Below are 25,722 nucleotides of genomic sequence, written 5' to 3'. Positions count from 1 at the left end.
ATCTAACAAGGGAGGGTGACTGATCACCATTCATGATCGAGTGCCTCAACTATGGGGTGGGTCACGCTGAGGAGGGGGTGTGCATTGGCTTAGGAATTGGCACCTATCGGATTTTGCTGGACTGCGGTGTGCCGTCTCTTGATGTCTTGCCCCTTGATGAGATTGAACAGCATCCCTTTGACCTAGTGCTCTGTAGCCATGCCCACGCGGATCATGCCCGCAGTCTGTTGGCCCTCCATCGCCGTTTTCCCCATATTCCTATCTATGCCAGTGAAGTGACAACGCAACTGTTGCCCCTGAATTGGCCAGATGAAACGGTGCCTCCCTTTTGCCGTGCCTTACCTTGGCGATCGCCCGTGGAGTTTGGCGATGGCCTAACGGCTGAACTCTTTCCTGCGGGGCATCTGCCGGGGGCAGCGGTTTTTGTCCTCACCTATCAAGATGCAAACCCAGAGCAACCACCCCTGAGCGTGATTTATACGGGGGATTTTTTCCTGTCCCATACTCGCTTTACGGAAGGACTGGCCCTTGCGGATCTACGGGGATTGCAACCGGATGTGCTCATCATTGAAGGCAGCTTGGGCACAGCGCGACACCCCCACCGCCGGCAACAGGAAAACCAATTGGCGGAGCGCATGCGCACAGCAATTGACCAGGGCTACAATCTATTACTTCCCCTGCCGCCCCTCGGTACCGCCCAAGAAATTCTCATCCTGTTGCGCAGTCATCATCTCTTTACAGGACGGCCGATTCAGATTTGGGTGGGGCCGGCGATCGCCCGCGGTTGTGATGCCTACCTCACGGTTTTGTCCCATTTACCCACCGCCATTCAAAACTTTGCCCACCACCAGTCCCTCTTTTGGGATCAGCGGGTCAAACCCCAAGTGCAGCCCTTGAGCAATTGGGCGCAAATTCAAGGTGAAGTCCCTACGATTGTCCTTGTGGAGGAGGATCAAGACCTGCGCCCCTACCTGACCGAAGGGGGACGCCCGTGGCTGGTGCTCTATCCACGGCTGCGCTATGGTCAGCCCGTCCGGGAAGGCTATCCTGAGTTCGGAGACTTACCCAATGTGGAGGTGGATACGTTTTTACTCTCCCTCCATGCCGATGGCCCTGCAACGACTCAACTGATTCACAATATCCGACCGCAGCATGTGGTGCTGATCCACGGCGATCCCAACTACCTTGCGGACTTGGCTAGCCTGAATGAATTGAGTAACCGCTACCATCTGCACACCCCCACCAGTGGCTCAACGATTCAATTTCCCATTGGCCAATTGACACTTTCGACGCCCAGTTCATTGGTGCAACTGGCCTATGAGGGAGAGGTGAGTGAGTGGAATGATGAAGTCATGATTCGCCTACCGCCTTCTATTACCACGGATTCGCGCTGGCGACGGCTGGCAGATACCGGCTTTGTTCTGGCCTCTTGGCAAGGGGAGCAATTACTGATTCGCGGCATGACCCCCAAAGAAGTGCTCGGTGGTACTTCAGCTGCGATCGCCCCCGACCAGCCCAGTTGTTTTAACTGTCAATTTTATCGCGGTCAACGCTGCTGGAACGAAGCCTCCGCCCTCTACAACTTCAAGGTGGCCCCGGAGGGCTATTGTCCAGGCTTTGAGCGGGCGGAAACGCAACCGGAACCCGAAAGCTAGGGCGTTTGTACCTGTCGCTGCAGAACCACAGTGGGGCTTTCCGCGCCTGTTTTGGGGTCAATGGCGATCGCCATCAGGGCAATGGAACGGACCCTAGCAGGTACGTCAATGTGAAGAACAGTTTGCCAGTAATCCCCATAGGGATAAAAGTCAAACTCCACTAGCCAGCGGGGGCCAGCGATTAACTCTCCTGTTTCGCCATTGGTGATCCACACTTTGACAGAGCAACCCCGTTGTGTTGCAGGCAAATTCACCTTGAGGTGCAGCGGCGATACCAGTGGCTCCGGTGACAGCAGGAGCTGGGGTGGGGTCAATAGATAGGTACTCTCAGGATTTGTCGATCCTGGGGGTGTGGTTTCAAGGGGGGGCGTTAACTCAGCTAACTGCTGCAATCGCGACCAAAATCGCTTTTGGCGATCCCTGGGCAAGTCGCGAGGCGGTGGTACAGTAACCGCAGAGAGGGGCTGGCAAAAGCTGGGCAAATCCACAACAACGGGCGCTTTCACAGGCTTCAGTTGGGGCGGCAGGGAGAAGCCGCTCACTGGCACCGGTTGGAGGGCCGTATCCCCTAAGATGGGCAACTGCGGACCAGGGGGCGTTTTGCGCTTTGGGGGGGAGGGTTGGGGTGGTGCACAGACGGCAGGGATCTCGGGTGCCGGGAGCACCGTGACCATAAAGGCTTGGACTTGGCGAAGATCGCTGTCTTCTAGGGGTTTGTTGGGTAGGAGGCGGGCTTCCCCCACCATAACTGGATAATCGGCCAAGGGTGTGAGTGTACACTGAAACCCCCATTTCCCCTCGCGGGCGATCGCTGGCACTGAGTGCTCCTGTACCACATCGCGGGTGACGGGATTGCGCAAGCGAACCACCACTGTACCGGGAACAGCAACTGTGCCCTCCAAAACTAACGTTTCATCGGCAAAGATGGTATAGGCACTTTGGGGCAGCTCAATCAGCGTCGTGGGCAGTTGTGCAGGGGCGGGTTCTTGGGGCGGAGGGGGGTCGGCGGCTTTAACTGGTGGCTCTGGCACCGCAGGCAAGGTTTCTGGTGTGGGCAAGTCCCACTCTTCGCTTTGGGCAAGGACATCAAGGGCGATCGCAAACACCTCTGAATCCAGCACCCCCTCTCGCGCCACACGGCATTGAAACTCCCAACGCCCCGGCTGCAAATAGGTAAAGGGCAGAATACCCATGAGTCCGGTGGAACTGCTGCGGTGGGTGCGGCGTTGATAGCGTTGCTTGGGCACCCCCTGATCATCGTAAAGATGGCTAATTTGCACCTCCACAGAGGTTTCAGGAACAGGACAGCGCGCCATCAAGCGGTAACTGCCCTCCAAAACTTCCGCCGAGGGTGGCTCTAGGGGCAACCAAGCGCGATCGCCCTCCTTTTGCAATAAAAACTCCCATCCGCCCATAGCTGACTTCACTCCGCTACTGCTTAGGATATTGCACAGAAGACGCCGCATTATGCAATCTGGAGCCCCAAGTTAGGGGCGTGGGAAGGCCACTTGTACCAGTGAAACATCATCACTACCAAAGCCAGCGGGTGCTGCATGCCTTTGCACCTGGGAAATCAACTGGGACAATGGGGGCACAGGGTTTTGGGTGTGGGCAGTAATGAGTAAGTCCCTAAAGGCGTCGAGACCCCAAATCTGATGGTCGGTTGTTTCAAACTCATAGACGCCGTCACTAAAGAGGTAGAGAACCGCCGAAGGGGGAACTTCAATCGTGGCTTGGGTAAAGACCATCTCAGCAAACATACCAATGGGAATGCCCGGTGTCTTGAGCAGGGTAGCTTGCCATTGAGCAGCCTTAGGGGCGAGGAGGAGTGCCGGTGGGTGTCCACCACTGGCATAGGTCAACTGCCGCGTTTGGCGATCGTACACGCCGTACCAAATCGTGAAATACTTTTCGTGCTGAGCCGTCATTTGGAAACCATTGTTGAGGGCTTCCAGAACTTGGGCAGGGTGGCGGTAATCAAACGTGCCGCTCGTTTGCTCCCGCGTTGTGCTCCGCAACAGATTCAAAACGGAGACCGAAGGCAGAGCCGCCCCCAAGCCATGGCCTGAAACATCGAGAATGTAGAGCACTAAATAGCGATCGCCCACCCAGAAAAAGTCAAAGCAATCGCCCCCCAACTGACTGGAAGGCAAGAAGGAGTAGTTAATTTTGCAGGGGTCTTCTTGGGGAGCCGGCAGGAGCGATCGCACATAATCAGCCGCCTCGTGAAGCTCAGCCTCAAGGAGTTGTTTTTGCTTAAGCAAGTCCTGACTCAGTTGATAGAGGCGCAAACCTGCCTGAATTCGTGCTCGCAGTTCGTTAGGGTCAATGGGCTTTGACAAGAATTCATCGGCACCCGCATCCAATCCCTGAATGCGATCCTGCAGTTCCCCTTTGGCTGTGAGCAGAATAAAAAAACTGCGGGAGAGTTCCTCATCCTGCTTAATGTGGCGGCAGACCTCTAGCCCATCCAGTTCGGGCATCATCCAGTCGCAGATAATCAAGGCGGGTTTCTCGGCGGTGGCGATCGCAATCCCCTCGCGGCCATGACTGGCAACCGATACCGAATAGCCCAAATCCCTTAGGGTTTTCCGCAACAGGAGTCGGGTGGTGGGATCATCATCAATAACCAAAATTTGATAGGGCTGGCGATCGCCACTCATCTTTACCTCCGAGAGACCCCCTCCTTTAGGGAGGGGAGGGATAGGAGCGGCAGTCTATGACTGCCAAGTATAGTTGTGTTACTCACAGAATAATCGCTATAATTTAAAGCATGCAAAAGGCTTTCAGTTACCGCTTCTACCCAACGACCGAGCAGGAATCCCTGCTTCGGAGAACATTGGGCTGTGTTCGGTTGGTTTATAATCGAGCACTGGCAGCCAGAACAGAAGCCTGGTATGAACGAAAAGAGAGACTTGACTACGTTCAAACCTCTGCCTTGCTTACTCAGTGGAAGAAGCAAGATGACCTCCAGTTTTTGAATGAGGTTAGCTCTGTCCCCTTGCAGCAGGCATTGAGACATCTGCAATCTGCTTTCACTAACTTTTTTGCAGGTCGGGCGAAATATCCCAACTTCAAAAAGAAACGTAATGGCGGTAGCGCAGAATTCACCAAGTCTGCTTTTAGGTGGAAAGACGGAAAAGTATTCTTGGCAAAGTGCAACGAACCGCTGAATATTCGCTGGTCGAGACGGCTTCCAGATGGTGTTGAACCATCCACCGTGACCATCAGGCTTAACCCTGCTGGACAGTGGTACATCAGTCTGAGGTTTGATGACCCCAGAGATTTGACACTGCAGCCCGTCGACCCGTCGGTTGGTTTGGACGTAGGGATGAGCAGTCTCATTACCCTGAGTACAGGGGAAAAGATTGCCAACCCCAAGCACTTTAACCGCTACTACAAACGACTCCGTAAGGCGCAGCGGTCTTTGAGTCGCAAACAAAAAGGCTCTCGCAATTGGGATAAGGCGCGGTTGAAAGTTGCCAAGATTCACCAGAAAATCTCTGATTCCAGAAAAGACCATTTGCACCAGTTGACGACTCGATTGATACGTGAAAACCAAACGATCGTAATCGAGTCGTTGGCTGTGAAAAACATGGTCAAGAACCGTCAGCTTGCTCGATCCATCAGTGATGCTGGATGGGGTGAACTGGTACGGCAATTGGAATACAAGGCCCAGTGGTATGGTCGGACACTGGTGAAGATTGACCGATGGTTTCCCAGTTCTAAACGCTGTGGACAGTGTGGTCACATTGTTGAGCGGTTGCCATTGAGCGTCCGAGAATGGGACTGTCCTAAGTGTGGGGCGCACCATGATCGGGATATAAATGCCGCTGGGAATATTTTGGCCGTGGGACACACGGTTACAGTCTGTGGAGCGGGTGTAAGACCTGATAGACATACGTCTAAAGGGCAACTGCGAAGAAGCAGAAAGTCTCAAAAGTGATTTTGGGAATCCCCCTGCTTTAGCGGGAGGAGGATGTCAAAGCCTACTTCTGAGAATCTCTCCCTAGTGTATCCCAAGGGTTTTGGCTATTTTTGTATCCCCTTAGGATCAAGGGCATCCCGCAGACCATCGCCGACAATGTTGAAACACAGCACCGTAAGCACAATCAGCGTGGCCGGTGCCCAGACTAACCAGGGCTGTAGGACCAAGATTGAGGCATTGGTTGCCAAGGACAGCATATTCCCCCAGGAGGGATCCGGCTGTTGGATCCCCAAGCCAATGAGACTGAGCACCGATTCCGCCACAATAAAGCTGGGAATTGAGAGCGTTGCCGCAATAATTACGTAGGTCGCTGTTTGGGGAATAATGTGCCGCACAATAATGTAGAGCGATCGCCCCCCCATGACCTGTGCCGCCTGGACAAAGGCCATTTCCCTAATGCCTAAAACCTGACCACGAATGACCCGCGCCAGTCCTGCCCAGCTCACAAAGGACGTGATAATTGTAATCAGCAGGAATCGCTCACCACTACTGAGTCCCACCGGCAGCACGGCCGCCAAGGCCACTAGCAGATAGATGGTCGGCAGCGTCATCAGCACCTCAACACCCCGCATCAACACTGCATCGAGCCAGCCGCCAAAGTAGCCGGAAATGGCACCCACCAAAATGCCAATCGGGAAGGCGATCGCCACCCCCACAAGCCCAATACTGAGGCTAATGCGGGCACCAAAGAGCAGCCGACTCAGCTGATCGCGTCCTTGGTCATCGGTTCCCAACAGGTTCAGATAGCCCTTGCCCACCGTGCCAAACAGGTGGCGATCGCTGGGGAACCCCGCAAAGATCGTACGCGGTTCAATTTGCACATTGGTGAGACTCCAGCGCTTCGGTAGGGGCAGGGTAATTTCCAGGAAGCGATAGGGGCTACCCTTGACAAATAGGCGAATGGGCGACGGTTCCTGCCAGTCCACAATCAAAGGCCGTTCCCCCGTTTCCAAGTTCACAGGGCCTAGGCGAGTGGGATAGACATGGGGCCCAAGCCACTGACCATTGGGGGTGTGCCAGTAAATACGGGTGGGGGGCAGCAGGGCACCATCTACCTGAAACGCATAGGGACTATAGGGTGCGACAAAATCGGCAGCGATCGCCAGCAGGTACAATGTCAGCAACACCCCCAAACTGAACATCACAAGAGGGTTACGCCGCAGGGTTTGCCAAGGAGTCATCGCCAACTGCCTATCCAAGAATTGGCAAAGTAAGGATACTATACAGCTTTTTCGCTTCTTGCAGGGGTGAGGAGGGCTCCCTATAGCCTATACGATTAGCTTTCATCACTCATCAATAATACCTAGATGACCTTTATTGTTGATAACCCTGTTAATCACCCTTGTGACTGAATATTGCAGTTATTTTTTTGTGAGTAAATTTTTTTGATAAAATAAACAAATTGTTACAATAGTACTTTAGATTCCAGTTGATGTGATAACTTGACTTAGAGACATCAGTCAACTCTCAATTTTGGCAAACACAGCCTTTCAAGGGGAAGTGAACTTTGAAGGGGAAGTTAACTTTCTATCGAGTGTGGGTACCTGTTGATTAAGATTGAGTCTCTTAATTCACTCAAATCGCTTGCTGGTAAGGGAATGATAGTGGGATGGGAAAGATAAAACCCCTGACTGGGAAAGCGCTCCTACAGCGGTTAAAAGAACTGGACGGTGTTTCCCGTAAGGAAGCAGCCAAGCTCTGTGGCTACTATCGCGTCACCAAATCTGGTGAGGTGCGGGTCAACTTAGGGAAATTTTACGAAGCACTACTCGCTGCCGGGGGACTAGAAGTACACTCATCGGAAAAAGAAGTCAATAGTCAATCAGGACGGGGGCGATCGCCCTCCTACCGCGTTAAGGTGCACCAAAATGGCCAGATTGTGATTGGTGCTGCCTATACCACAGCCATGAATCTCAAGCCGGGGGATACCTTCAAAATTCAGCAGGGGTATAAGCATATTCATCTCTATCTCATCGATTCAGAAATCGATTCAGAAGACGTGAATGGTGCCCCCAGAAACTAATCAATGGTTTGCCCTGATGATTGGTAATACTCGGCAGCACTGGGCACTCTTTAGGGGTGAACACCTCAGCCGCACTTGGCACCTAACCCCTGAGGAATTGGCCTGCAACCCCGCCCAAGACTACCCCAACCTCCCCTGCTGGGGGGCCAGTGTTGGCTCTGTGCCCTTGCACCAAGTCTATCCGCGGGCGATCGCCCTCACCCTCGAAGATATTCCCCTTCCCCAGATGTACCCCACCCTAGGGTTGGACCGTGCCCTTGCCCTCTGGGGAGCACTTCAGGTCTATGGAGCACCGGTGTGTGTCGTGGATGCCGGCACCGCCCTAACGCTGACCCTAGCCAACGATCGCCGTGAATTTGCTGGCGGTGTGATTCTTCCTGGTGTTGGGTTAATGGCCCGCGCCCTGGCGGACTACACCGCAGCTTTACCCTATGTGCCGCTGCCAACAGAGCCACCCCGCCGGTGGGGCACGACCACCACGACCGCTATTGCAAGCGGCCTCTACTATGGCACTGCCGCCATTTTGCAAGCCTATCTAGACGCCTTTTTGCAGGAGTTTCCCCAAGGTACAGTGATTGTCACCGGGGGCGATCGCCCTTTTGTCAGCGAGCTGCTGCGGACATTTTTAGATTCCGATCGCTGGTGTGAGGATGATCATCTGGTTTTTTGGGGCATCCGCGCCCTCCGCAATCCAGCCGCTAAGATAGAAATGCACCCCATGGAAAGGATTGACGAATTCCACTAATGGAGCGACGGGATGACTTTACGGATTTAGCCTTAGGGCTGGTCTCAGTCCAGAGCTTTCCGGCGATCGTTGGCATTGCCGATCACATGCTCAAATCCTCCGATGTCCTCCTAGTGGGCTATGAAAAAATTGGCGGTGGTCACTGTACCGCGATCGTCCGCGGGCGAATTGCCGATGTGCGCCTTGCGGTAGAAGAGGGGGCCGAGCGGGCGCAGCAATTCGGTCAGGAACTGAGTACGTTAGTGATTCCCCGACCCGATCCCAACCTAGAGAAAATTCTCCCCATTGGCAGTCTCCTTGCCCAGATTGCTTCTAAAAGTCGCGGCCATCGCCTCAGTAGCCATGCCGTAGGTCTTCTGGAAACCCGGGGATTTCCAGCCATGGTGGGGGCAGCCGATGCCATGCTCAAGGCAGCGGATGTGATGCTGACGGCCTACGAAACCATTGGGGCAGGGTTATGTACGGCTATTATTCGCGGTACGGCCTCCAATACCGCGATCGCCCTCGAGGCCGGAATGGCAGAAGCCGATCGCATTGGTGAACTCCATGCGGTGATGTTGGTGCCCCGTCCCCTTGAGGATTTGGATCAATCCTTGCCCTTGGCACCTGCCCTCCAACGGGAACTGCAACCCCTGCGTCTCCCCCTTACCCTCAAGCAAAAAGAAACCGAACCCCTTGCCCTCCAAGGGGCGGCTCAAGCGAGTGTGGCTGTGGAAGCCGCCGCCGAAAGGGTGCCCGTCGACCCCCCTGCCAATCCCTGACCGGCAATCCAGCCCGTTGTCCACGCACTTTGCAGGTTAAAGCCCCCCGTCACCCCATCAATGTCGAGTATTTCCCCTGCCAGGAATAGCCCCTCACAGCAGCGGCTAGCCATTGTCTTGAAGTCCACTTCCTTGAGTGCCACCCCACCGCAGGTCACAAACTCCTCCTTGAAGCTGCCTTTGCCAGCGATCGCGAATGTGCCTCGGTGTAAGACCTCCGCCAGTGCCAGCAGTTGCTTTTTACTCAAGTGTGCCCAAGTTTGCTCAGGGGGAATACCGAGGGTAGTGGTCCAGTAGTTCCAGAGGCGACGGGGCAGCGGAAAGGGACAATGGTTCGCGATCGCCCGCTTTGGGGTATGGCTGCGACAGGCGGCCAACTCCCCTTGAATCTGCGGCAGCGAGAGGTGGGGGAGCCAGTTGATCCCTAGGATGCCGCGATAGTTGTGAGCCGCCAAGGCCCGCGCTCCCCATGCCGAGAGTTTTAAGACCACGGGGCCACTGAAGCCCCAATGGGTAACGAGAATTGCCCCTGTTTGCGTCAAGGGGGGCTGCTGCGGCAGCTTGAGGGTAGCTTGCACGGCTGGCACACTGAGGCCTGAGCGCTCCTGCAGGAGGGGGTCCTCAATTTGAAACGTAAACAAAGAAGGAACCGGAGGAATAATGCGGTGTCCCAATTGCGCCGCCAAGCGATATCCTTGGGCACTACTGCCGGTGGCCAAAAGGATGCGATCGCCCACAAGGGGCTGAGCCTGCTGAGCGATCGTGACGTGAAACTGGCTGCCCACTTTGGCAATGTCCTTGACCGCTGCATGGGTACGAATGCGAATGCCCAAGGCCGTTGCTTCCTGCACAAGGCAATCAATAATCGTTTCTGAATCATCAGTCACAGGAAAGATCCGCCCATCGGCCTCAGTTTTCAGCTTTACTCCCCGCGCCTCAAACCAAGCGATCGTGTCTTGGGGTTGGAAGCGACTAAAGGCACCCCGTAAGGCCTTGCCACCACGGGGATAGTGTTGCACCAACAGGGCCGGATCAAAACAGTGGTGGGTGACATTGCAGCGACCGCCACCAGAGATGCGGACTTTGCTGAGCACTGCTGCCCCAGCTTCCAAAATAGTGACGCGATCGCGAGGATTAGCCGTGGCACAGGAGATTGCTCCAAAAAATCCAGCGGCACCACCGCCGATGACCAAAATGCGCCGAGTCACGCTCAAGATTCCAAGGGAAACGGATAGGTCTTTTTATCGTTACCGTTTTTGCCGTTGCGATCGCGCACCAAATGCAGCTGTTGATGCAGCCGACCCACGGCAATTCCCTCTGCCGCCATGAGGTTGAGAAGACGACGGCGAAACTCCCGCCCCACTGCCCATTGTTGTCCCGGTTGTGTCTTAATCCAAATGCGCACGAGTAAGCCACTGGCAGTAATCTGATCGATTCCTAGGATCTCTGGCCGCTCCAGCATCTTGAGTTGCCACTCAGGTTCCTCGTAAAAATGGTTACTTAAGTCATTCAGCAACGACAACAGGCGATCGGGATTAGTTTCAATATCCACCCACAGTTCTAGGTTAACCCGTGACCAAGTACGGGTCAGGTTGGCCACCTTTGTAATTGTACTATTGGGAATCGTGATGAGATGCCCCTCAGCATTGCGCAGTTGCGTGATTCGTAAGTTGAGGTTTTCTACCATTCCTGAATAGGATTCAATTTGCACCACATCGCCAATGCCGTATTGGTCTTCCCAGACAATTAACAGGCCATTGATCACATCCTTAACCAAATTTTGGGAACCAAGGGAAATGGCCAGGGCAAGAAAGCCCCCCACCGCCAAAATGGATGAGACAGGCATTCCCAGCGAACTTAGAATGACCACCAGCCGCGTTAAATAAATCACTGCGGTCTTCAAACTCCGCATCACTTCAATGGTGGTGCTAATCCGCAATGTTTGGCGCTGGGTATCGGCAAACTTGAGCAGATTATTTTGCTCCCAGAAGACACGAAGGCGATCGCAGGCCAAATCGGCAAATTGATTCAGCAGCCCAGTGCCAAACCAGACCACCATCCAGAGAATTGGCAGGCCATAGACTTGAGAACTCAGCCAGCGGGTCATGGGGAAAAGCCGCAGAATGGCTGCTAGGCCGAGCAGCCAGAGAGCCACTTGTACCCACAACAGCAGATAGCGAACGAGATGAATGAGTTTAATGCGCTGCTTGAGAAAAAAGTGATGTCGCAGCTGGGGTAGAAGCGGCAAAACCCATTCGGGTTCGGCGGTTTGAGTGGTCGCTGTATCCAATTGCCCTTGCAGATGCTGGCGTTGGCGGGTTAAGAATCGCTGCACAATGAAAATGGCAAAACTGCCTGCTCCCACCTTGAAAAAAATCAAGACAGCCTGCTCGGTTTGCCTGATTAGGGCAGCGTGGGTGCGTTCTTGAATCGCTTGGTTCATCTGCTCCTGCAAAATGTCTCGCCACTGCTGGGCAAGGGTTTCGGGGGGCAGTTGATGGTAGTCGCTGTCGGCCTCGGTGACCGTCAGGAGGCGAGTGGTGCGTTCCGCTTGGCCAATGCGAGCACTGATGACCAAAGCATTATGGAGGCGGGCAACACCAATATCTACTCTCGCCGGCGATCGCCGGTCGGCCTCAAGGGCACTATGGAGTACCCGTCGTAGATTGGACTGGATGAGTTCGGCCCGGAGTTCAACGGGCATGACATCACCGAGTTTACTGCGATCGCGAACGGTCGGTGCAGCAATTGTAAAGAGGGTGTTGCCATCAAAACGCACATCGGTAATTTCTAGTTCACCAATGCGAGTGACGCCAGGCGGTAGCGGAGTTGCAGGATTTTGATGGATTGCCGGTAGGGGGAGTTGAGCCAGGCTCAGCCAAGGAGAAAGAATGGCTAAAAAGAAGGTCAAAACGGCGATCGCGCCCCACCGCCAGAATGGTTTATGCCAGTTGATCATCTACTGCCCATCGTTTGCTTGCAGGCAAACAGTGCTACAGGTATCCTCTCACCTTTTGAGGGCTTGACCCGCTTCAAGGTTCCCTAGGGGCGATCGCCAAAGCTGCGGGGAGTGCTGTCACTGGCCACCTCGCGAATTAAGGCCAGACGCGAGGAAATGTAGCGTTCCAGATGATGGCGCTGGTGGTGTTCCAGGGGATAAACATCACTAAACTGCGTCACTAGCCACCCCTGTAGGGAGCGATCGTCCATACTCAACAATCGTCCCCCCTGTACTTGCCCAACAAAGTGCCAGAACTGACGCAGGAGAGAGGGGGTCATACTTGCCCTCCTTTTAAGGTTTTCTTTAGATTTTGCCTATCTACTACCATACGTTGACCCTTGGAGGTTGGGGAGGAATCTGCTGAAGCTGCAACTAAAGTTAGGGAATCCACATAAATTTCTGTAAACTTCTATGGCGATTTCTAAAGGGCACACCTCCTGTAACCTGTGATTCCTTGGGGATGCCCTGCTAACGGTAGGACGGTGAACCGCTAAAATAGTAAGGCTTTACCAACATACTCAGAAATCATTGGGGTCTATGCGCACACACTACTGTGGCGATGTTCGGCTAAGGGATGTCGGAACAACGGTCACCCTCTACGGTTGGGTTGATCGGCGGCGAGATCATGGCGGCGTTATCTTTATTGATTTGCGCGATCGCTCCGGCATTGTCCAAATTGTCAGTGATCCCCAGCGCACTCCCGACGCCTACCCCCAAGCCGAACGCCTGCGCAGTGAGTATGTCGTGAAAGTGGTTGGCCGTGTCAGCAAACGTCCTGCGGATTCAGTGAACCCGAAATTGGCCACGGGGGACATCGAGATCTACGCCGATGGCATTGAGGTGCTCAATACGGTGCGCCAACAACTCCCCTTTGCCATCTCCAGCACGGAGAATGAGGAGGTGCGCGAAGAGGTGCGGCTGCGCTATCGCTATCTTGACCTGCGGCGGGAACGGATGGCACGGAATTTGCGGTTACGCCATCGGGTTGTCCAAGCCATGCGGCGCTTCTTAGAGGATGAGGCGGGCTTTATTGAGGTGGAAACTCCCATTCTCACCCGCTCAACCCCAGAGGGGGCTCGGGATTACCTTGTTCCCAGCCGTGTTAACCCCGGTGAATGGTTTGCCCTGCCCCAATCTCCCCAGTTGTTCAAGCAGTTGTTAATGGTGGCCGGGTGCGATCGCTATTACCAGATTGCCCACTGCTTTCGCGATGAGGATTTACGGGCCGATCGCCAGCCCGAATTTACGCAACTGGACATGGAAATGAGCTTCATGGATCAAGAGGAAATCCTTGATCTCAACGAAGCCCTGATTTGCCACATTTTCAAAACCGTTAAGGGCATTGAGCTACCGCGGCCCTTTCCCCGCCTCAGCTACCAGGAGGCCATGGATCGCTATGGCACCGATAAGCCCGATACCCGCTACGGCCTCGAACTGGTGGATGTCTCCGATATTCTCAAGGATTCTGGTTTCAAGGTCTTTAGTGGAGCGATCGCCCAAGGGGGGGTGGTGAAAATTTTGCCGATTCCCAATGGCAGCGATCGCATCTCCAACGTGCGCATCAAACCAGGCGGCGATCTCTTCCAAGAGGCCACCACCGCGGGTGCCAAAGGCTTAGCCTACATTCGTGTTCGCAACAACGGCGAGATCGATACCATTGGCGCCATCAAGGATAATCTCTCCCCAGAGCAAAAAGCCCTGCTCCTAGAACGCACAGGTGCCCAGCCGGGGCATCTCCTCCTTTTTGGGGCCGGGGAGACCGCAACGGTGAATAAAACCCTGGATCGCCTGCGCCAGACCATTGCCCGTGAATTTAATCTCATTGATCCAACGGCAACCCATCTCCTATGGGTGGTGGATTTTCCCATGTTTGAGTGGAATGCTGAGGAAAAACGTCTTGAGGCCTTGCACCATCCCTTTACGGCTCCCCACCCTGAGGATCTTGGGGATCTCAAAACCGCCCGTGCCCAAGCCTATGATCTCATCTTCAACGGCCATGAAGTCGGTGGTGGCAGTTTGCGCATCCATCAACCGGAATTGCAGCGGCAGGTGTTTGAAATCATCGGCATTGATGAAGCCACTGCCCAAGAAAAATTTGGCTTCCTTTTAGAGGCCTTTGAATTTGGAACTCCGCCCCACGGGGGCATTGCCTATGGCTTGGATCGTTTGGTCATGCTCCTTGCTGGCGCAGATTCCATTCGCGACACCATTGCTTTCCCAAAAACCCAACAGGCCCGTTGTCTGCTCACCGGCGCCCCCAGCAGTGTGGAACCGCAGCAACTCAAGGAACTCCATGTGACGCCCGCCAAGCCAGCAAAAACCACTGCCAAAACAAAGCCTAGGCCCGCAGATTGATTGGCCGCTGCCACACCCCCTCTGGCAGCCACTCACCATTGAAATCCCGCACGCGCTCAGTGCTCATGATGTAAGCCCATGCTGTACCCAAGGGTTTATGGGTCAAGTCATACACGGGCACCTCTTGGCGATGGTAGGCATTCATCTCAGGCGACAAGTTGGGACTGTAACCTTCAAAGGCATCCAGCTGCGCCAAGAGGCGGGAAGGGGGATGCTCAAAGAGCAGTAACTCCCCCTGCACCCAACCTTCCTCAGGCGTTAGACCCGGGTACCCCATCGGCAGGTGATAAAGGCGGCCTCTGACCAATGCCGCTTGATGGGCACTCAGCCAAGGCCGACAGAAGCGGTCATGGGGTGGATAGCCGGGTTTGAGGGTGCCATAGACAAAAAGCCGTAGTACCGTCATGGTGCAAAGGAATGACATAATTGACTGACAGACTTAGTTTACTGAGTTTGATAGAGGTTTGCCCTGTTCCAGACGGCCCTCGGCAATCAACTGCCCCGCGATCGCCAAAATGAAAAATCCGAGCATGGAGGTTAGGGCTGCCGCGCCAGTTTTGGCCCATTTTTGCAGAAGTGACTCCCCCAAAAAGCAACAAATTTATCCATCGCTTCTGCGTGCTAGCGTTAAACCTTAGGGGGAGGTCACCCTTCGCCAAGCCGTGTCAACCACAATCAGTGCCCTAATCAGTGCCCTAGGAGGGCGTATCGCAGTTAAAGCCAAGGATAAATTGACTGACCAGAAAGAATCTTACCAAGACAGCATTGAGGGCCATTGGCTGAGCTTGCTGGCAATGGTATAGGGGGAGGTTTTTGACATACTTACCGCCCTAAAGTGCGATGATTCTTGACGCTTCATCGGGTGATGCTACCGAAGTAGTCTTACTCTCCCTCTGCGTCCATTTATAGTCGTGGCAATGCCCTATCCCGACTTTCTCTATGTTTCTTGCGGCATTTTCGTCTCTATCGTGCTCTGCGCCGCAGTTTATGCATACAACAGAGCGGACAGATAGATCGATTTTGCCCCATTTAAAACCGCATTTTGAGCAAGTCTGACTGGTTGGCTCCCATCGGTCAATGACAATGAACTCACGGTTTAGTTTGTTGCACTTAGCCTCAACTAAAGCCCTGAATTCTCGCCAACCTTGCAAGCTAATTGCTCTAGCGAGTTTGCGGTTCTTCACCATTCCAGAGACATTCAAGTCTTCCAACGCGATTACTTGGTTCTCGATAACCACGCGGGTAGACACTTTATGCAAGAAATCCCTGCGAATGTCTGAAATCCGACTATGAAGCTTAGCGATTTGCAGTCTTGTTTTCTCCCGCCGTTTGCTTCCTTTAACTTGACGGGCCAGTTTGCGTTGTTTTCGCCTGATCTTTTTGTCTAACTTGGAATACTCAGGGCCATCAATCTTTTCGCCCGTACTTAAAGTAGCAAACGCTTTAATTCCCAAATCAATGCCGATAGAAGGATGACTTGCAGGTTGATGAACTGGATCGATCTCGACCACAAAACTGAGAAAATATCGATTTGCAGCATCTTTAATCACCGTAACTGAGCTTGGTTTAGAAGGAAGCTTTCTTGACCAAATTGGTCTGATTTTACCAATCTTCGCTAGATAAACTTCTTCGCCTTTAATTGAAAATCCATAGGTAGTAAATCTGGCGGATTGTCTTTCTGTCTTCTTTTTAAATCTAGGAGAGTTGATCTTCTTGCCTTTTCGCCTACCTTTAATTGAATTGAAGAAGTTTTTATAGGCAACTCCTAAATCGGCAACAGACTGCTGTAACGGGACATTAGAAACATCAGACAACCATTGCCGCTCTGGTGTTTTCTTTGCTTGGGTAATTACCCGCTTTTGCAATTCACTAGTTTTTGGCAATGAATCAGATTGTTTACAAATTGCCAGGGCATCGTTCCACACCACACGGACACACCCAAACAACTGAGCTAGGCGTTGTCGTTGTTGGTCTGTGGGATAGAAACGATACCTATATCTAGCTTTCATTGGTCGTGCTATAATTGGTCTGTGGCTAGATTATAGGTTGGTCTACAGGCAATGTCAAGTCATCTTCGTAAAGGAAGGCACAGCGTTACGGACGCTGAGGGATTAGAGCTGATCGAGAAATCGTTTCGAGAAGTCGCCAAGAAGATGGATTTCCAGATTCTTGAATTTAACGGCGAAGAAGACCATGTCCATGCGCTAATTGAGTACCCTCCTAAACTTTCTGTTTCGCAGATTGTAAATGCGCTTAAAGGTGTATCTAGTCGTCGATATGGAAAAGCTGCACTACCAAAACCCCATGAAGAATCACTTTGGAGCCCTAGTTATTTTGCGGCATCTGTTGGAGGAGCACCGTTAGAGGTGCTTAAGGAATACATTAGAAATCAAAAAAAGCCGTCCTAAAAGGACGGGGCTTGTATCCCATTTCATTGGTCATGGCGGTCCTGGGAATGGCACCACTGGGGTCTATAGTCCCAAACAGGGCAGCCAGTGTTCCCAGCCAACAAGAGAAGGGTGAATGCACCGTTGCCAAATGTTCCTAGAAAAAGTCAGCTATTGAGGACAGCAAGAATCTCATGGCTAATGGCGCGCAGTTGGTTTTGCAGATCTTCACTGGGCAAATTGTTGCCACTAAAAACCCCCTGACCAATACTGCTGAACCGCCATTGCTCACTCATATAGCTAAACCCTACAATGTCTAGGCCAATGGCACGGGGTTGGGGAAAGTCTGGATCGCAATAGAGGCGGATTTGCAGGAGCAAACTACGGGCCTGCCAGCGGCGACTCCAACCGGGCAGGTGAAAGCCAATGTCAATCGAATCAGGATCTACCCAGTTGCGGGTGTGGGGGTCATCGGCCCAAGGGTGCAGGTCTGCCCGCAGATCTGGATTGCACTGCCTAAAGAGGTGGACGATCGCCCCCAATTTACTGGCCATCTGCACCGTCACTGCCTGCTCTGCTGCATTCACCGTGCTTGTCTCCGCAACACCTTTGTTCCCAAGGTTAGCGAGGGGAAACAGCTTGATCAACTCTAGGGGTGGACAGCAGTGCTAAAGAACGATCGAGGCGGGGTTGCCCCACAGAGTAACTCAGGGCATAGCTTTGCACCAAGAGCCAAAACCAAAGTTGCGGTGCCAAGGGTTCTAGCCATGGTTGACAACGGCGCACTAAGGGAGGCAGCCAAAAACCAAAAAGGGCATGGTACAGGGCATCCAAGCTAAAACTAAGGTAGCTTTGCAGCCAACGCAGCAGATCCCAAGGCCCCACCATTTCGTAGATCCACCAAAGGAGGCGGGGGTTTTGCCAAGCAGCTTGCACTGCCATACGGTTAAAGGGGAGCCAGCCGGCACGGTCTTTGATAAAGCGATCGGCCAATTCCGGGGATTCCTGCCCGAGAATGCCAAAAAAGGTGTTGAGCATGGCATTGACCCGCTCGGGGGGCAGGGGGCGATCGCTGGGCACCATCATTCCCCGCGAAAAGAGCCACGTCACCGCTGTATTGCTCTGATAGGCGCGAATTTGGTTGAGGAACCCCTGTTGCACAAGGTCATGACGCAGGGCAGTATCCAGCAGATCCGTCAAGCGTGGTAGGTTGCGCACCAGCGAACCAAAACCGGTAAAGACTAAGGGAGATTGCAGGGAGGCGGCATCGCCAATGGCCAAGACGCGATCAAAGGCCACGGCGCGATCGCTCCGGTGGTGGCTAAAGTGGCCGGGGATGTAACCAAACGTCGGCTTCACCCAAGTCAGTTGATCTAAATCGCAGCGGCGGTACTCCGGCAAGATTGTAAAGAAGTCTTCGTAAAGTTCTAGTAGAGAGCCGGGAAACTCGCGGCGAATGTGGTGGTAGTGAAACAGGTAAATGGTGCGCTCTTCCCCTGACCCCGGAAACAGCTCCCAAATGAGTTGCCGTCCGCGCGAAATATCGCCGTGGCTAAAGAGCACATCGCCATAATCGCCGTCCCACACTTGCGGCGCAATCCCCTTAACAATCGCCCCCACCGTTGGACAAACACTATCGTAGGCACGCCCACCGTTCAGTTGCCGGGCAATTGGCGAGGCAGTACCCATGGCATCAATGAGGACGCGCGCGATCGCCTGTCGCTGTTCTTGGGTTTGGCGGTGCTGGGCTTGCAAAACCACCCCATTGGGATGAATTGTGGCTGTCTTAAATTCTGTCCAATCCCAAATCTCACCGCCTGCTTGGCGCAGTTTCTCACCGCACAGATGCAGGAATTTGGCCGAGTCGAGGGCAATGTTAAGAACCGTTGGGGTGTGCAGCACTGGTGCCCGACAATGGGCAGGGCTATTGGCATCAAAGAACTTGTTAAAGCCATCGCGGTACTCGCGGGCAATCAGGCTTTCAAACTCCGCGGCGGTAAATAGCCCCAGATCAATTAGGCTCTGAAATTCCATGCGGGAGATGTTCCACTCCCGATTCATGCGGCCAAAGGGCAACCGCTCCATCAGCAGAACCCGATAGCCCAACCGCGCCATCACCGCCGCATGGACGACCCCCAAAGCGCCACCCACATAAACCAGGTCATAGGTAGGGGGATCACAGGGGCTTGTTACCCTGTGCACAACAGGGACAGGGGGAGTAGGCTGTTGGATACCTTGGCGCCAGCGTTGCTCCCACCAATAGACGCGCTCTAAATCCGCCTCACCTTGGGGCATACGTTGAAAGTACTTCACCGTCAGGGGATAGCGATCGGCCAAGGCCTCAAAAATGCTCTGACCAGCCGGCCAAGGGGGCAGTTCCTCAGTCGGGAGGGGGAAGGCCAAACGCAGCTGCCGCCGAAGCTGTTGGATACAGGCGCGCTCTTGGGGAAAAGGCCGCTCTCCCCAGCGCATTACCTTGAGGTATGTGGTTCGCTGTAAGCTCCACAGGAAAATGGCCAGTTCCGTGGCGGTTTCAGGAACCTGCCAACATCCCCCAGTGGCTTTTGGCGCAATGGTGCCTATGGGGGGGGCAAAAGTGTGGTGCAGCCAGTGAATGACCGCTGCGGTATGGGGAGTGGGCACCTCAAGGTATAACAGTTGTTGCATTTTGCGTGATGAAGTCCACTAAGGAGCTTGACAACGGCACAATTTGGCGTAAACTGCACTGTACTAAACAGTTTAAGAGTTAAGAGAGTTTACGATTTCTCAGAATTGCCCTGTTGCCCTATGCATTATCCCATTCCTCGCACGCTCGAAGAAATGACAGCCCTTAGCCAGCAACCCGTCAATGGCGATCTCGTGGCATCAGCGATCGCCGGCGTGACTGCGATTTGCCGTGCCCAGGGCCACAGTCTGGCCCAGGTTCAGGAATGGGTACTTGCAGAGGATGATCTACTGGATCAAAAAACGCGCCAATGGCTGAGTGAAGCCGTGGCAGTGGCTTGGTCAACCGTTGATGTGGCCGCAGTGACGACTGGCCGTGAGGGCGATCGCTAGGGCATCAGCGGCATCATCGGGCTGGGGCAGGGTGCAGAGATGGAGTTCCCGTTGCACCGCCCGCTGCACCTCTATTTTGGTGGCATTGCCATAGCCGGTGAGGGCCTGCTTCACCTGGGGGGGGGTCAGTTCCAGCAGGGGACAGTGCCGTTGGCTCAGGACTAAAAGAATCACACCCCGTGCTTGGGCAACCCCAATGGTATGGCTCATTCTGTAGAAAAAGAGCCGCTCCAAAGCCACCAAATCCGGCTGGAGGATGGGAATTAGCGTGTGCAGATCGTTATAGAGACTTTGGAGGCGATCGCCCGTAGGCAGGTCGGCAGAGGTGGTAATCACACCAAAATCCCGCACTTGGCAGGTGTCCCTGTACACCTCAATACACCCATAGCCAAGGGTCGCTAGGCCAGGGTCGAGGCCGAGAATGCGCACCGCTGCTAACTAGCGATGGTGGTCAGGAGATCCAAAAAGGGCTTGGCTATCCAATTCAATCCCACCTTCAGTTGATGTTCGAGGGTGGGCATGCGGTAGAGGTAGGCCAGTCGCCGCGCCAAATAGGCCAGGGGGCCATCAAGGGTCAGTCCTAGGCCGGCCAAGGCAGCGCGATCGCGCCCGAGGGTGAGCATTTCGCCAAGGTGGGAGTAACGACAGGGAAGTAGCGGGCGATCGCTGAGACTGGCCCAAAGGTTCCAAGCAACATAGTCCGCCTGCTGAAAAGCTGCCTGTGCCGTATGGGGAATGGGTTGTCCCTGTTCATCCACCGCATCCGCCGCATCCCCAAGGGCAAAAATATCGGGGTGATCAACCACTTGCAGTGTGGGCGTCACCTGGAGCCGACCGCTGGCAGTTTTGGGCAAATCAAGCGCCGCAATCACCGGCGAAACCGCTGTGCCAACGGTCCAAAGAACAATGTCCACGGGCAACTCGTCCACCCGGTCTTTGTATTGCAGCGAAATGCGATCGCGAGTTAGGGCAACTGGCGTGGTCTCTAGATCAATCCAAACGCCCCGATCTTCGAGGGCACGGAGGGCCGCCTTGCGATTAAATTCAGGGGAGGACTTCAGAATCTCTGGGTTGCGATCCACCAGCCGAATGCGACCTCGGCTCCCCAGTCGCTCCGCCAGTTTACAGGCCAATTCCACCCCACTCGGACCAGCACCGACAACGACAACGCGGATGCGATCGCGATCAGAGTGCTCACACCGTTGCAGCGCTTCTTCAAGGCGGTAGGCGTCACTGAGGGTACGGAACGTCAAGGCATCCGCCGCCACACCGGGGATAGTGCTTTTCGGGGTTTCACCCCCTAGGGCGAGAACAAGTTTTTCATAGGTAAAGGGGTCGCCCTTGCCCAGGTGAACAGTTTTTTCCTGGAGATCAATAGTGGTCACCGCTCCCTGATGAAAGACCACTGGTGTATCCCGCAGCAGCTCCACAAAGGGAGGGGCAATTTCCCAGGCCTCTAGCTCCCCCGTAATCAGTTCGTAAAGCAGGGGCGTAAATACAAAGCGATCGCTGTGATCCACAAGGGTGATCTCTGGAGGGGAAGACCACGGGAATTGCGCCAAGCGGAGGGCTGTATAAAGCCCACCGAACCCACCACCCAGAATGCAAATTTGGCTTCTCACCGCTGATTCCCTGATCACGCTGTCCCCCTCAGTATAACTTGCACCTCTGTGAGGTCAGCAATTTGGGGCACGGCCACGGACTCGTTGATGGCTGGTTCTGGAAGCAAGGGGCGATCGCGCCGCAACCAAATGGCCTGCAAACCTGCTCCTTGGGCACCGCGGACATCCTCCTCCCAACTGTCGCCAATGTGCCAGACTTGAGAGGCTCCATAGGAAGCCACTGCCCGCTCAAAGATCAACCGATCCGGTTTCGCTGCCCCCACCTCACTGGAAATCCACACTGCCTGGAAAAAAGGGGCTAACCCCAAGGCCTCAAGAACTCCATAGAGACGACTATCAAAATTGGAGACCACCATCAGGGGAATATTCTGCGCCTGCCAATCCTGCAAAGCAGGCAAGACATCCTCATAAAGGCACCAGGGTTCAGCCGTAGCGTAGTAGGCAAAGACCGGGGCAAAAAACGCCTCAAAATCCGCAAATTGATCCAAGACCCCCGTGCGGCGAAATGTCTCTACCGCAACCCCTTGCCACCACCGCCATTCTGCCTCTGGCCGTTGTGAAGCCTCAAGCTCAGGGAAAGCGCAGGGGGGAGCCGCCCTAAAGGCCTTAAAGAAGGCCACATCCAAGGCTGCTGGATCAACCTGAACCCCGACTTCAGCGGCAAAGCGACCATAGACCGTGCCCACGGATTCCTGCAGGCCAAAGAGGGTGCCGACGGCATCTAAGGTAATGAGCTGAGGGGAATCAAGCGGGTGCATCGGAGCTGGCATCCACAGCGGGTGGCGCAGAGGTCTGCTGAGCACGGCGCTTGCGTTCCTGCTCCACCAGTTCTTTCATCAGACTGCGAGCCTGATTGATTTTGTCGAGGTTACTGCGGTAGAGTTCGAGATCGCGCTTGACTTTCTCGATGGGCAGCGGGATCACAGGAGCCAGTTGATCCAGGGTTTCGTTGAGGTGGATTGTCACTTCTCCTGCCAGCTCCTGCAGGAAGGCATAGAGTCCCACAGCATGAAGGCGGCTATATTTGCCCGTGTGGTTGAGGCTGTTGAGGGGGGCACTGGGCTGGCCACTGTTGAGTTCATCAAGGATTTGACTCAGGGGGCGGCCTTGGTACTGTTGCCAACTGGCGGCATCCTCCTTGAGCTGTTGCGGGTTCATTTCCTCAGCGACACAGAGGGCATGAAAAATACGGTCGCGATCGCCCTCGGGCTGATAACCCTCCATAAACTGGTCAAAGGCAGTCACGACCCCAAGAGCAAAGAGGGGAGAGTAGCGAAAATCGACATTGACACGCAACAGGTGGATTTCGACAAGCAGTTCTTCAATAAAGCGGCGGTAGATCGAGTGAATCGGTCGCGTGTGAGCCGCATAAAAGGCGCGTTTGGTATCAGAGACAGTTCGAGGATTTTGCACAAGCTCTGCCGATATTCGTTAAAAAATGTCATGATTCTTTACTATTATCGCCCATTGCGCTTTCCCAATCAATGATGCATTCGCAGCTTGCCCTAGCCATTGTCCAATTCAACAGCGGCGAATTCTATGCCTGCCATGACACCCTCGAAGCCCTCTGGTTAGAGGCGAGTGAACCGGAACGCACGTTTTACCAGGGCCTGCTGCAAATTGCTGTCGCCTGCTATCACCTGAGTCGGGGCAACCGGCGGGGGGCAATTTTACTCTTGGCGGAAGGACGGCGTCGCCTTGAACAGTGTGATCCTGACTATCAGGGTTTAGACTTAGCAGCCCTCCTAGCAGGGGTGGCCGAGTTACAAGGGCAGCTTGAAACGCCCCTTGACTCAGAGCCAAAAATTCAGCTGCATCTTGCTGTTGCTGAATCCCTAGATCAAGCCTAGACCCTGAGAGGCCTTAAAACTCCAACTCCTCCTCTTCAGGGGCTTCAGCCATTGGCATGTCCGGACTTTCGCCCTCATCGGGTAGGCGAATAACCACACCGTTAAAGAATCGTGCCAGTTTTTCGGCAGATTCACGCACAGGGTCGGGAGCAGTGGTGGGAGCGGGTGGGGACGGAACAGGGACAGGTTCTCCAGGGGGGGTGGGTGGGGCTTCTCTTGGCGGCAGGGGAATGACAACAGAGGATTGCGGTGGCTCCTTGGCTTTTGGGGTAGGTGTGGTTTTGGCGGGCAGGGGCGCAACCTCAAGGGCGACTTTGGTGGGGCGGCCTAGCACTTGGGAAAAGGCAGCTTCAATTTTGGCGTGGTTATTTTTCGTCAGATTTAACAGGGTTTGGTTGACAATACCAATCCGTACCTCGCGATCGCCCAAGTGTCGGAGGTGAGCATGTTGTGACAGCAGCGCATAGGTACTCATTTGCATCTGCTGCAAGACCTGTAGTGCCTGTTGCCATACCTGTTCAGGATTGGCTACGGGTTCAGGGAATAGCGCTGGTTCAGGTGCCGCAGCAGCGGTTGCTTGAATGTGCGGGTGGTTAACTGACAATGCCGAGTCCTGCGGGAGGGGTTCTGCGGGCTTGGCGGCAACAGCAACTTCGGCTTCAGTCCTAGGGGGTGTCATGGTGGTCGGTTGTGGACGGGCAGCAGGCATTACCGCAGGTGGGGGCGGTTGAGCCACCCTCTCCGTCATCAGTCCTAAAATGCTAATTTCCAGCCAAAGACGGGGTTGATTGCTCTGTTTGATTTGGCCTTCACAGGTGCGCAGATGTTCTTGGGCGTGCAGAATCTCCTCCACGGACCATGCCTCCGCAAGGGCAATCAAGGCCTGCCACGTTTCCGCGGTGAGGGCTACCAAGTCCCGCCGTTGAGGGACGGTTTTTGCCAAGAGCAAATCACGATAGAGACTAGCCAGATTTTGCAGAATGGTCAGCGGATCGCGACCCCGCTCCAGTAGTTGGCGGGTGTGCTCGAGAACTGACACTGCATCTCGACGGGCGATCGCCCCTAACAATTGCCGCAGATCCTGCTCTGGCACCGCCCCGGTCAACTGCCACACCTGTTCTACGGTGATGCGCTCAGGATACAGGCTCAACTGATCCAGCAAGCTCTCAGCATCCCGCAGTCCCCCTTGGGATAACTGCGCCACCAGTGTCAAGGCTTCAGGCTCAATATCAATTTGCTCTTTATCTGCAATGTTCTGCAGGTGAGCAACCATCTCCCCTAGGGGAATCCGCCGAAAATCAAAGCGCTGGCAGCGCGAAATAATGGTGGGCAGCACTCGCTGCGGATCCGTTGTCGCTAGGATAAAGACCACCTGGGGCGGCGGCTCCTCTAGGGTTTTGAGGAGGGCATTGAAGGCCGACACACTCAGCATGTGGCATTCGTCAATCACATAAACCTTGTAGCGACACTGCACTGGGGCAAATTGTGCCTTCTCAATCAGTTCGCGGATATTGTCCACCCCAGTGTGGCTGGCTGCATCGATTTCAATGACATCCAAACTGGTGCCATTAGCGACCTGGCGACAGACTTCGCACTGGCCACAGGGGTCAGGAGTTGGCTTGGAACTCCTCAGGCAGTTGAGGGACTTTGCTAAAATGCGGGCGCTAGAGGTTTTGCCTGTGCCCCGGGGACCGCAAAAGAGATAGGCGGGTGCAATGCGCTCCTTGAGCAGAGCCTGGGTGAGGGTGGTGGCGATCGCCCCCTGACCCACTAGATCTGAAAAGCGTTGGGGGCGGTATTTGTGATGCAGGGGTTCGTAGGTCACCGCTGGGCTGCAATGGATAGGCCAAAGAAATCCTGTGGTTAACTTCCTGAACGTAAAGCTTTAGGGTGCGCCTGTTATTCTAGCAGGCCAGCAATTGCCGCCATCTCCCCCGATGGCATATATCCTAGACTCTAGAACCAGCCTTTTTTGGCAGCAATGTAGGTATTGTAAAACTCCTGGTCACTTTTGCTGAGATACATAATTCCCTCAATCAAGCCAATCATACCCATGACAGGGGCGGCCAAGCCGCAGGTCAACAAGCTCAGCAGCAGCATGATCAAGCCCTCGGTGTTGTAACCAAGGACAAATTTGTGAATGCCAAGGGCACCCAAGAGGATACCACAGATGCCAGCGGCAAGTTTTTTCCCTGAGATGTCGGAATTTGAAGTCATCGTCCCTTTCCCAATGGCTATTTCTAATACAGGGGAACCAACCCCGCCTAGCCTATATCCT

At 54.3% G+C, this 25,722-nt stretch carries 25 protein-coding genes; 9 read left to right on the top strand and 16 right to left on the bottom strand.

Features of this window, described 5'->3' with window-relative positions; translation table 11 throughout:
* Window positions 1-32 precede the first annotated feature (32 nt).
* Window positions 33-1,655, top strand: a complete 1,623-nt coding sequence (locus TLL_RS05840; protein ID WP_011056997.1) for an MBL fold metallo-hydrolase — start codon at window positions 33-35, stop codon at window positions 1,653-1,655.
* On the opposite strand, the gene TLL_RS05835 is transcribed toward TLL_RS05840, so the two are convergent.
* Both TLL_RS05835 and TLL_RS05830 read right to left on the bottom strand, forming a co-directional pair.
* Window positions 1,652-3,082, bottom strand: a complete 1,431-nt coding sequence (locus TLL_RS05835; protein ID WP_164920822.1) for a hypothetical protein — start codon at window positions 3,080-3,082, stop codon at window positions 1,652-1,654. The two genes, TLL_RS05840 and TLL_RS05835, sit on opposite strands and share 4 nt — an antisense overlap.
* Before the next feature lie 60 nt (window positions 3,083-3,142).
* Entirely contained in the window at window positions 3,143-4,318 is a 1,176-nt protein-coding gene (locus TLL_RS05830; RefSeq protein WP_011056995.1) for a PP2C family protein-serine/threonine phosphatase, read from the bottom strand.
* A 110-nt stretch (window positions 4,319-4,428) separates the two neighbouring features.
* Between TLL_RS05830 and TLL_RS05825 the strand changes: the two genes are divergently transcribed.
* Window positions 4,429-5,601 (top strand): RNA-guided endonuclease InsQ/TnpB family protein, encoded by a 1,173-nt coding sequence (locus tag TLL_RS05825; RefSeq protein ID WP_011056994.1) that lies wholly within the window; start codon window positions 4,429-4,431, stop codon window positions 5,599-5,601.
* 86 nt (window positions 5,602-5,687) lie between these two features.
* Here the strand turns inward: TLL_RS05825 and TLL_RS05820 are convergent, their stop codons facing one another.
* Window positions 5,688-6,824, bottom strand: a complete 1,137-nt coding sequence (locus tag TLL_RS05820) for an ABC transporter permease (protein WP_011056993.1) — start codon at window positions 6,822-6,824, stop codon at window positions 5,688-5,690.
* A 428-nt stretch (window positions 6,825-7,252) separates the two neighbouring features.
* Between TLL_RS05820 and TLL_RS05815 the strand changes: the two genes are divergently transcribed.
* The 3 genes from TLL_RS05815 to TLL_RS05805 are packed head-to-tail and all read left to right on the top strand — an operon-like array spanning window position 7,253 to window position 9,172.
* Window positions 7,253-7,666 carry an AbrB family transcriptional regulator gene (locus TLL_RS05815; protein WP_011056992.1) on the top strand — a complete coding sequence of 138 codons (414 nt, stop codon included), beginning with the start codon at window positions 7,253-7,255 and terminating at the stop codon, window positions 7,664-7,666.
* Complete coding sequence (locus TLL_RS05810; RefSeq protein WP_011056991.1) at window positions 7,647-8,411, top strand: pantothenate kinase; 765 nt, start codon at window positions 7,647-7,649, stop codon at window positions 8,409-8,411. The genes TLL_RS05815 and TLL_RS05810 overlap by 20 nt, the downstream gene beginning before the upstream one ends.
* A complete protein-coding gene (locus TLL_RS05805) occupies window positions 8,411-9,172 on the top strand; it encodes a carbon dioxide-concentrating mechanism protein (RefSeq protein ID WP_011056990.1) in 762 nt (253 codons plus the stop codon). The genes TLL_RS05810 and TLL_RS05805 overlap by 1 nt, the downstream gene beginning before the upstream one ends.
* Here TLL_RS05805 and TLL_RS05800 read toward each other — a convergent pair.
* From TLL_RS05800 to TLL_RS05790, 3 genes are all read right to left on the bottom strand, one after another.
* Complete coding sequence (locus tag TLL_RS05800) at window positions 9,106-10,380, bottom strand: NAD(P)/FAD-dependent oxidoreductase (RefSeq protein WP_011056989.1); 1,275 nt, start codon at window positions 10,378-10,380, stop codon at window positions 9,106-9,108. The two genes, TLL_RS05805 and TLL_RS05800, sit on opposite strands and share 67 nt — an antisense overlap.
* Before the next feature lie 2 nt (window positions 10,381-10,382).
* On the bottom strand, window positions 10,383-12,131 hold the full coding sequence (locus TLL_RS05795; RefSeq protein WP_011056988.1) for a mechanosensitive ion channel family protein: 1,749 nt from the start codon (window positions 12,129-12,131) through the stop codon (window positions 10,383-10,385).
* 83 nt (window positions 12,132-12,214) lie between these two features.
* A complete protein-coding gene (locus TLL_RS05790) occupies window positions 12,215-12,451 on the bottom strand; it encodes a hypothetical protein (protein WP_011056987.1) in 237 nt (78 codons plus the stop codon).
* A 259-nt stretch (window positions 12,452-12,710) separates the two neighbouring features.
* Between TLL_RS05790 and aspS the strand changes: the two genes are divergently transcribed.
* Window positions 12,711-14,528 (top strand): aspartate--tRNA ligase, encoded by a 1,818-nt coding sequence (gene aspS / locus TLL_RS05785; RefSeq protein ID WP_011056986.1) that lies wholly within the window; start codon window positions 12,711-12,713, stop codon window positions 14,526-14,528.
* Here the strand turns inward: aspS and TLL_RS05780 are convergent.
* A complete protein-coding gene (locus TLL_RS05780; RefSeq protein ID WP_164920821.1) occupies window positions 14,512-14,934 on the bottom strand; it encodes a gamma-glutamylcyclotransferase family protein in 423 nt (140 codons plus the stop codon). The two genes, aspS and TLL_RS05780, sit on opposite strands and share 17 nt — an antisense overlap.
* A 424-nt stretch (window positions 14,935-15,358) precedes the next feature.
* A complete protein-coding gene (locus TLL_RS05775) occupies window positions 15,359-16,537 on the bottom strand; it encodes an RNA-guided endonuclease InsQ/TnpB family protein (RefSeq protein WP_011056984.1) in 1,179 nt (392 codons plus the stop codon).
* 51 nt (window positions 16,538-16,588) lie between these two features.
* Between TLL_RS05775 and tnpA the strand changes: the two genes are divergently transcribed.
* The gene (tnpA, locus tag TLL_RS05770; protein ID WP_011056983.1) at window positions 16,589-16,936 is read left to right on the top strand and encodes an IS200/IS605 family transposase; all 348 of its coding nucleotides are present in this window, start codon (window positions 16,589-16,591) and stop codon (window positions 16,934-16,936) included.
* A gap of 146 nt (window positions 16,937-17,082) precedes the next feature.
* On the opposite strand, the gene TLL_RS05765 is transcribed toward tnpA, so the two are convergent.
* Together TLL_RS05765 and TLL_RS05760 are read right to left on the bottom strand one after the other, a co-directional pair.
* A complete protein-coding gene (locus tag TLL_RS05765; RefSeq protein WP_011056982.1) occupies window positions 17,083-17,502 on the bottom strand; it encodes a hypothetical protein in 420 nt (139 codons plus the stop codon).
* A 34-nt stretch (window positions 17,503-17,536) separates the two neighbouring features.
* The gene (locus TLL_RS05760) at window positions 17,537-19,582 is read right to left on the bottom strand and encodes an NAD(P)/FAD-dependent oxidoreductase (RefSeq protein WP_011056981.1); all 2,046 of its coding nucleotides are present in this window, start codon (window positions 19,580-19,582) and stop codon (window positions 17,537-17,539) included.
* 120 nt (window positions 19,583-19,702) lie between these two features.
* On the opposite strand from TLL_RS05760, the gene TLL_RS05755 reads away from it, so the two are divergent.
* The gene (locus tag TLL_RS05755) at window positions 19,703-19,972 is read left to right on the top strand and encodes a hypothetical protein (RefSeq protein WP_011056980.1); all 270 of its coding nucleotides are present in this window, start codon (window positions 19,703-19,705) and stop codon (window positions 19,970-19,972) included.
* Here the strand turns inward: TLL_RS05755 and ruvC are convergent.
* Genes ruvC through psb29 form a run of 4 tightly spaced genes read right to left on the bottom strand, consistent with a single transcriptional unit; the run spans window position 19,922 to window position 23,007 of the window.
* A complete protein-coding gene (gene ruvC / locus TLL_RS05750; RefSeq protein ID WP_011056979.1) occupies window positions 19,922-20,401 on the bottom strand; it encodes a crossover junction endodeoxyribonuclease RuvC in 480 nt (159 codons plus the stop codon). The genes TLL_RS05755 and ruvC overlap by 51 nt on opposite strands.
* A 5-nt stretch (window positions 20,402-20,406) precedes the next feature.
* Entirely contained in the window at window positions 20,407-21,594 is a 1,188-nt protein-coding gene (locus TLL_RS05745) for an NAD(P)/FAD-dependent oxidoreductase (protein WP_164920820.1), read from the bottom strand.
* Between the two features lie 14 nt (window positions 21,595-21,608).
* The gene (locus TLL_RS05740) at window positions 21,609-22,352 is read right to left on the bottom strand and encodes an HAD-IA family hydrolase (RefSeq protein WP_164920819.1); all 744 of its coding nucleotides are present in this window, start codon (window positions 22,350-22,352) and stop codon (window positions 21,609-21,611) included.
* Window positions 22,339-23,007, bottom strand: coding sequence for a photosystem II biogenesis protein Psp29 (gene psb29, locus TLL_RS05735; RefSeq protein WP_011056976.1), 669 nt, complete (start codon window positions 23,005-23,007; stop codon window positions 22,339-22,341). The genes TLL_RS05740 and psb29 overlap by 14 nt, the downstream gene beginning before the upstream one ends.
* A 71-nt stretch (window positions 23,008-23,078) precedes the next feature.
* Here psb29 and TLL_RS05730 point away from each other — a divergent pair, with 71 nt between their 5' ends.
* On the top strand, window positions 23,079-23,444 hold the full coding sequence (locus TLL_RS05730) for a DUF309 domain-containing protein (protein ID WP_011056975.1): 366 nt from the start codon (window positions 23,079-23,081) through the stop codon (window positions 23,442-23,444).
* 13 nt (window positions 23,445-23,457) lie between these two features.
* Here TLL_RS05730 and TLL_RS05725 read toward each other — a convergent pair whose 3' ends face one another.
* Window positions 23,458-25,269, bottom strand: a complete 1,812-nt coding sequence (locus tag TLL_RS05725) for a DNA polymerase III subunit gamma/tau (protein WP_011056974.1) — start codon at window positions 25,267-25,269, stop codon at window positions 23,458-23,460.
* A 131-nt stretch (window positions 25,270-25,400) separates the two neighbouring features.
* On the bottom strand, window positions 25,401-25,661 hold the full coding sequence (locus tag TLL_RS05720) for a TM2 domain-containing protein (RefSeq protein ID WP_011056973.1): 261 nt from the start codon (window positions 25,659-25,661) through the stop codon (window positions 25,401-25,403).
* Window positions 25,662-25,722 lie beyond the last annotated feature (61 nt).

The organism is Thermosynechococcus vestitus BP-1, assembly GCF_000011345.1.
GTDB classification, from domain to species: Bacteria; Cyanobacteriota; Cyanobacteriia; order Thermosynechococcales; family Thermosynechococcaceae; genus Thermosynechococcus; species Thermosynechococcus vestitus.
The sequence above is the reverse complement of the archived record's forward strand: the minus strand, read 5'-3'. Positions and strand labels throughout refer to the sequence as shown.

Bases quoted from the DNA above. Each gene is read 5' to 3' on its own strand.
- TLL_RS05840 (WP_011056997.1), top strand. From the start codon at position 33: ATGATCGAGTGCCTCAACTATGGGGTGGGTCACGCTGAGGAGGGGGTG.
- TLL_RS05830 (WP_011056995.1), bottom strand. From the start codon at position 4,318: ATGAGTGGCGATCGCCAGCCCTATCAAATTTTGGTTATTGATGATGAT.
- TLL_RS05825 (WP_011056994.1), top strand. From the start codon at position 4,429: ATGCAAAAGGCTTTCAGTTACCGCTTCTACCCAACGACCGAGCAGGAA.
- TLL_RS05820 (WP_011056993.1), bottom strand. From the start codon at position 6,824: ATGACTCCTTGGCAAACCCTGCGGCGTAACCCTCTTGTGATGTTCAGT.
- TLL_RS05815 (WP_011056992.1), top strand. From the start codon at position 7,253: ATGGGAAAGATAAAACCCCTGACTGGGAAAGCGCTCCTACAGCGGTTA.
- TLL_RS05810 (WP_011056991.1), top strand. From the start codon at position 7,647: ATGGTGCCCCCAGAAACTAATCAATGGTTTGCCCTGATGATTGGTAAT.
- TLL_RS05805 (WP_011056990.1), top strand. From the start codon at position 8,411: ATGGAGCGACGGGATGACTTTACGGATTTAGCCTTAGGGCTGGTCTCA.
- TLL_RS05795 (WP_011056988.1), bottom strand. From the start codon at position 12,131: ATGATCAACTGGCATAAACCATTCTGGCGGTGGGGCGCGATCGCCGTT.
- TLL_RS05790 (WP_011056987.1), bottom strand. From the start codon at position 12,451: ATGACCCCCTCTCTCCTGCGTCAGTTCTGGCACTTTGTTGGGCAAGTA.
- aspS (WP_011056986.1), top strand. From the start codon at position 12,711: ATGCGCACACACTACTGTGGCGATGTTCGGCTAAGGGATGTCGGAACA.
- TLL_RS05780 (WP_164920821.1), bottom strand. From the start codon at position 14,934: ATGACGGTACTACGGCTTTTTGTCTATGGCACCCTCAAACCCGGCTAT.
- TLL_RS05775 (WP_011056984.1), bottom strand. From the start codon at position 16,537: ATGAAAGCTAGATATAGGTATCGTTTCTATCCCACAGACCAACAACGA.
- tnpA (WP_011056983.1), top strand. From the start codon at position 16,589: ATGTCAAGTCATCTTCGTAAAGGAAGGCACAGCGTTACGGACGCTGAG.
- TLL_RS05760 (WP_011056981.1), bottom strand. From the start codon at position 19,582: ATGCAACAACTGTTATACCTTGAGGTGCCCACTCCCCATACCGCAGCG.
- TLL_RS05755 (WP_011056980.1), top strand. From the start codon at position 19,703: ATGCATTATCCCATTCCTCGCACGCTCGAAGAAATGACAGCCCTTAGC.
- TLL_RS05740 (WP_164920819.1), bottom strand. From the start codon at position 22,352: ATGCACCCGCTTGATTCCCCTCAGCTCATTACCTTAGATGCCGTCGGC.
- TLL_RS05730 (WP_011056975.1), top strand. From the start codon at position 23,079: ATGATGCATTCGCAGCTTGCCCTAGCCATTGTCCAATTCAACAGCGGC.
- TLL_RS05720 (WP_011056973.1), bottom strand. From the start codon at position 25,661: ATGACTTCAAATTCCGACATCTCAGGGAAAAAACTTGCCGCTGGCATC.